Annotated in this window: 3 protein-coding genes; 1 reads left to right on the plus strand and 2 read right to left on the minus strand. The window is 35.4% G+C overall.

Features of this window, described 5'->3' with window-relative positions; all coding sequences use genetic code 11:
• Positions 1 to 6: 6 nt before the first annotated feature.
• Both ACMHJ2_RS16620 and ACMHJ2_RS16625 read right to left on the minus strand, forming a co-directional pair.
• The gene (locus ACMHJ2_RS16620) at positions 7 to 1,932 is read right to left on the minus strand and encodes a DEAD/DEAH box helicase (RefSeq protein WP_413513984.1); all 1,926 of its coding nucleotides are present in this window, start codon (positions 1,930 to 1,932) and stop codon (positions 7 to 9) included.
• Between the two features lie 666 nt (positions 1,933 to 2,598).
• Positions 2,599 to 4,008 (minus strand): hypothetical protein, encoded by a 1,410-nt coding sequence (locus ACMHJ2_RS16625; protein WP_413513985.1) that lies wholly within the window; start codon positions 4,006 to 4,008, stop codon positions 2,599 to 2,601.
• Between the two features lie 176 nt (positions 4,009 to 4,184).
• Here ACMHJ2_RS16625 and ACMHJ2_RS16630 point away from each other — a divergent pair, with 176 nt between their 5' ends.
• Positions 4,185 to 5,801 carry an ABC-F family ATP-binding cassette domain-containing protein gene (locus tag ACMHJ2_RS16630; RefSeq protein ID WP_413513986.1) on the plus strand — a complete coding sequence of 539 codons (1,617 nt, stop codon included), beginning with the start codon at positions 4,185 to 4,187 and terminating at the stop codon, positions 5,799 to 5,801.
• The last annotated feature ends 285 nt before the right edge of the window (positions 5,802 to 6,086 follow it).

Genomic DNA, 6,086 nt, shown 5'->3' on the forward strand with positions numbered 1-6,086 from the left:
AACAGATTAACTTCTTCTTGGACGTTTTGGTGCGCTACCATTTTCCGTTCTTCTTGAAGTACTTCTCTCATTTCTAGGTGCTCTGTCGCTTCCACTTCTGTCGTTAGAACGAGTTCCTCTATCACTTCTGTCGCTTCTATCATTTCTGTCGCTAGAAGTACGTGGTCCTCTGTCAGAACGAGTGCTGCTGCTGCTAGAGCGATTTCTATCGCCTCTATCGCTGCTTCCACCGCGGTCTCTGCGTTCGAAACGACTACCGTCTCCTCCGCGTCCACCACCACCACCACCGCGTCTACCGCCGTGATCTCTTCTTTCACCATTTCTACCACCGTCATTATTTGAAATCTCAACATTTACACGACGCTCTTGGTACGTTTCATTGTTTAAGACCGTTATAATCTTATCTGCATGTTCAGCATCTGTATTAAAGAAAGAAAATCCTTCTTTTACATCTACTTTGAATAAGTCATCACGACCTAATTCTAACGTATCACGTAAATAATCTTTTAAACTCATCCAATCAAAACCGTCTTTCGCTCCTAAGTTTAAGAAGAAACGAACCGCTCCATCTGTAGGAACTTCTTTGGTAGATTTTCCAGAAGAAGAAACATTAGATAAGCTATTTGCCGATTTCTTGTAGTATTCTAACAAGTGGTTAAACTCTACAGAAACTACTTTTTTGATCAGTTCTTCTGTAGTTAAGTCTTGTAATAATTCTGAAATAGAAGGTAAGAACGTTTCAATTTCAGGATTAACCTCTACATTTTTGATACGATTGGCAATGTGGTACAATTGAATTTCGCAAATCTCAATTCCAGAAGGAATTGGTTTCTCTTCGAATTTCGTTTTCATAATACGCTCGATTTGTGAAATCTTACGCGCTTCACTCTTCGTGATGATAACCATAGAAACCCCTGATTTTCCAGCACGACCTGTACGTCCACTACGGTGGGTATAGGTTTCGATTTCATCTGGAAGCTGGTAGTTAACTACGTGTGTGATATCATCTACGTCAATTCCACGTGCAGCAACGTCTGTAGCTACTAACATTTGGATTTGTTTGCCTCTAAAGGCTTTCATTACCGAATCGCGTTGTGCTTGTGATAAATCACCATGTAAAGCCGCTGCGTTGTAACCATCCTCGATTAATTTTTCTGCAATGGCCTGTGTATCTCTTTTTGTTCTACAAAAGATTACAGAAAAGATATTTGGATTTGCATCAGCTAAGCGTTTTAACGCTAAATAACGGTCTCTTGCAGAAACTACATAATACTCGTGACTAACATTGGTTGCACCTTGATTTTTGTGTCCTACTGTAATTTCTACAGGATTAGACATAAATTTCTTTGCAATGGTTGCTACTTCAGCAGGCATTGTCGCAGAAAATAACCAAGTATTCTTGTCTTCTGGTGTGTCAGCTAAAATAGAGGTGATGTCCTCGTAAAACCCCATATTCAACATTTCATCTGCCTCATCTAACACACAATATTCAATATGTTTGATGTCAACCATACCGCGATTAATCATATCTTGCATTCTACCCGGAGTAGCTACAATAATATGCGCGCCACGCTTGATCTCTCTTGCTTGATCTGTAATACTCGCCCCACCGTATACAGCTACTGTATGAAGTCCTTTTACGTACTTAGAGTATTGTTTGATTTCATTTGCAATTTGCAAGCATAGCTCTCTTGTAGGTGATATAATCAACCCCTGAGTGTGTTTTTTAGACAGGTCTATTTTCTGAATAAGCGGAAAACCAAATGCTGCGGTTTTCCCAGTCCCTGTTTGGGCTAACGCAACAATATCGGTATTTTTTTCTAATAATAAAGGAATTGCTTTTTCTTGAATTTCTGAGGGAGTTTCAAATCCCAAATCTTTAATTGCAGATACTAGCAATTCATTTAAACCTAATAGTTCGAAATTGTTCATATAAATTTTAAAATAGCAGCAAAGATACTAATATTCTTTTATAAATTTATAGTTAAGACCCATAAAAAAAGCAAAAAAAAGGATTTACTACCGAATTTTTGTTTTTTTTATTGATAAACGGGTGAAAAGAAGCAAAAGATTAGCAAAAAATGAAACATCCAAACAAAAGAAGAATAGGGGAGATGCTAGTACATGGTGCAAAAAACAGATAAATAACCCTAGACAGAGATCATAAAATCCCATTATGTCATTTCATAGCGTAAAAAAGAAAGATTGTTTGTTTAGTGTTTGATTTTAAAGTGTTTGAGTTTGTCAAGGGAGAAGAACCGTATCGCACTAGTTGTAAATAGAGGGAAATCAGCGATAAAAAAAATAGAGTTGTGCTTTGTTTTTACAAAACTACTTGTAATTTTGTCCATGAAGTTTGAAAAATAATGCACAAAATTCAATTGAGCATGATCTTTAAGATATCATAAAATATTAGTGGGGACTAAATGTATATATTATTGAAATTCTTAAAAAAATACCCCTTCAACAGTTTCAAACTTACTTCAATTGCTGTTGAAGGGTTCTTTTGCTACTCGTTTACTCCTTTTTTAGTGTATCACATAAAAAAAACCTACACGTTAGTATAGGTTTGACTATTTTATTTGCAAAAGTACTTTTTTAGTGTTGAAGTAGTTGTTCCATATGACGATCAAAAATATTGACAAAGGCTTCTTGGATACTTCCATCCGCATTTAAAATGATACTGCGTTGGATTTTAGTAATAATCCACTTGTCTTTCATATCGTTAAAATCAGTACAGCGCAATTCAATTAAATTAGGATGCTTGTATTTGCTAACTAATCCTTTCCATTCGTTGTGCTCACCATCAATACAAACCGAGATAACCTGAAGGTGAGGGAGCTCTTTTAAAAGTTCTAAAGCTCTGTTGTGGCTAGCCTCTGCATGAGCCAAACCGTTTTTAGTCCAAACAAACATTAAGGTTTTCTTCGTAATCAATTTTTTAAAGTCTACCGGTTTTTCATTTAAATCAACTAACGCAACTGGCGGTAATCGGTTTTCGTATTTTAAATTTTGAATGGCCGTTTGAATCTTTACAATCTCTTTATGTTGGGTTGTATCTGTAGATAAGTTAAAATATGCCTCAAAAAATTTATCGTTGTTGTTGAGATTTTGATCTTCTAAAAGATAGATTAAGGCAATATTATCGAGAATCGTATTCTTTACTTTTTCATTGCGAATTAGCGTATCCACAACATTTAACTTGGTGATATTTTTGTCAAACTTCGATTGACTGTCAAAGTCAAGATCAGATTCATCGCTAATTGAACTCAACATAATGGCTAAATACTTGGTGAATGAAGAATAGCGAATTAGCTTCTCATTATTAAAATCAACTTTTTTTCTGAAAGCATAATAATCGGCGGGTAGTTGATGGCGTATATCTTCTTTTGTACGCACATAATGCGCGATAGGATAAATTTCCTTTTGACTGAAAAAATGCAGATCTAATTTGGATTTCGCATACAAGTCAAATTCAGGTCCCCATCCGATAATGGCTTTACTTTTTAAATAATACGTTGTGCGTGCCGCATGGGTAGAGTCAATAAATCGTGTAAACTGATCTACGTTATAATCATAGTTTTCATAGCGTGTAGATTCATCTACTAAATTTTTAACCGTAAGATTCATCAAGAAATTATTTTTTTCAGAACCTCGACCCGAAAAAATAATCGAGTGATCAAAATCTCTTGAATTTAAACGCAGGTTCAAACTGTCGTTTTTGTCAAAATAAACATACTGAAACTCAGGGTTTATCCGATAGATATACAAACCAGGAGTTAGTGAATCAAAGCGTTTTTCAAAGTGATTATTTTCGTCAAGAAAAATGGTGTCCAAAAATTCATTGTCTTTGAAAAATAAGATATATTTAGCAGTTGAGTTTTGTATTTCACCGCTGAAATAGGCCGAGTAATCCTTGGCTTCAAATTTCTTTTGACAAGAAAAAAGCAGGACGAGTAATGGCAAAATACCATAGCGGATACTTGTATGTAAAAATTTACTATACATTGTTTGGGGAATAATGCTAGTTAGAATTTGACGTTGCGAGCAAAATTAAGTTTTACGATTGTTTAAACTTGTTAACAGATGGTTAAAATAAATAATTCAAAATGGAAATAAATTAAGAGGGATTAAATCTCATATATATTTAGTAATTTTGCACAAATTAAATCAAACGAGAAATAATGTTAACAGTTTCAAATCTGTCAGTTCAGTTCGGTAAACGAATTTTATTTGATGAAGTAAATGTAACCTTTACACAAGGTAATTGCTATGGAATTATCGGTGCAAACGGTGCGGGTAAATCAACGTTTTTGAAAATATTATCAGGAGAATTTGATCCTACATCTGGACACGTTATTCTAGAACCTGGAAAACGTATGTCGGTTTTAAATCAAAACCACAATATGTTTGATGACTATACGGTACTAGAAACCGTAGTAATGGGAAATAAAGATCTATTTGCTGTTAAGAAAGAAATGGATGACCTGTATTTGAACTATACAGACGAGAATGCTGATCGTATCGGAGAGCTTCAAATGCGCTTTGATGAGATGAATGGATGGAATGCAGAATCTGATGCAGCAACGATGTTGTCTAACTTAGGTATTGAAGAAGAATTCCATTATACTTTAATGTCGGAGATGGATGGGAAATTGAAAGTTCGCGTTTTATTAGCGCAAGCTTTATTTGGAAATCCTGATGTATTGATTATGGATGAGCCGACCAACGACTTGGATTTTGAAACCATTGGTTGGTTAGAGAACTTCTTGGCAAACTACGAAAATACAGTATTAGTTGTATCCCATGACCGTCACTTCTTAGATGCGGTTTGTACGCATGTTTCGGATATTGACTTTAGTAAAATAACGCACTATTCTGGAAATTATACTTTCTGGTATGAGTCAAGTCAATTAGCAGCTAAACAAAGAGCACAACAAAATAAGAAAGCCGAAGAGAAAAAAGCTGAATTGGAAGAATTTATCCGTCGTTTTAGTGCGAATGTTGCCAAGTCAAAACAAGCAACGTCACGTAAAAAAATGATTGCTAAATTGAATTTAGACGATATTAAGCCTTCTTCACGTCGTTATCCAGCGATTATCTTTGATCAAGATAGAGAGGCAGGAGATCAAATTTTAAACATTACTGGATTAACAAGTTTGGCTGATGGAGAGGTTTTGTTTAAAGATGTAGATTTAAATGTAGCTAAAGGAGATAAAATTGTAGTGATTTCGCGTGATTCACGAGCTACAACTGCTTTTTATGAAATCCTAAATGCAAATCGTCAAGCAGATGGAGGGAAAGTAGAGTGGGGAATCACCACATCTCAATCTTATTTGCCTGTAGAGAACCATGAGTTTTTTGAAAACGATTTGAATTTAGTAGATTGGTTGCGTCAGTGGGTTAAAACAGAAGAAGAAAGAGATGAAGTATATGTACGTGGATTCTTAGGAAAAATGATTTTCTCTGGTGAAGAGGCCTTGAAAATAGGAAGAGTATTATCAGGAGGAGAAAAAGTGCGTTGTATGTTGTCGCGTATGATGATGCAAAGAGCGAATGTTTTGATGTTGGATGAGCCAACCAATCACTTGGACTTAGAATCGATTACAGCTTTCAATAACTCTTTAAAAGGATTTAAAGGGACAATCTTGTTGACAACCCATGATAAGGAATTTGCACAAACAGTGGGTACTCGTATTTTAGAGCTAACACCAAATGGTGCAATTGATCGCTATATGACGTTTGAGGATTATTTAGATGATCCAAAAGTAAAAGAACTTAGAGCAAAAATGTATAAGTAAGATAGTTGACCGTTTACGGTTGACCGTTTTATTGTTCTTAAAAAAAAAACCAATCATGTATATTTATATGGTTGGTTTTTTTTATGGTGATGAGTGAAGGGTTATGGGTTATGGGTTAAGGGTTATGGGTTATGTGTTATGTGTTATGGGTTATGGGTTATGGGTTAAGGGTTATGGGTTAAGGGTTATGGGTTAAGGGTTAAGGGTTATGGGTTATGGGTTATGGGTTAAGGGTTATGGGTTATGGGTTATGGGTTATGGGTTATGGGTTATGGGTTATGGGTT

Origin of the sequence: Myroides odoratus (assembly GCF_965118575.1) — a bacterium.
GTDB lineage: Bacteria > Bacteroidota > Bacteroidia > Flavobacteriales > Flavobacteriaceae > Flavobacterium > Flavobacterium odoratum_B.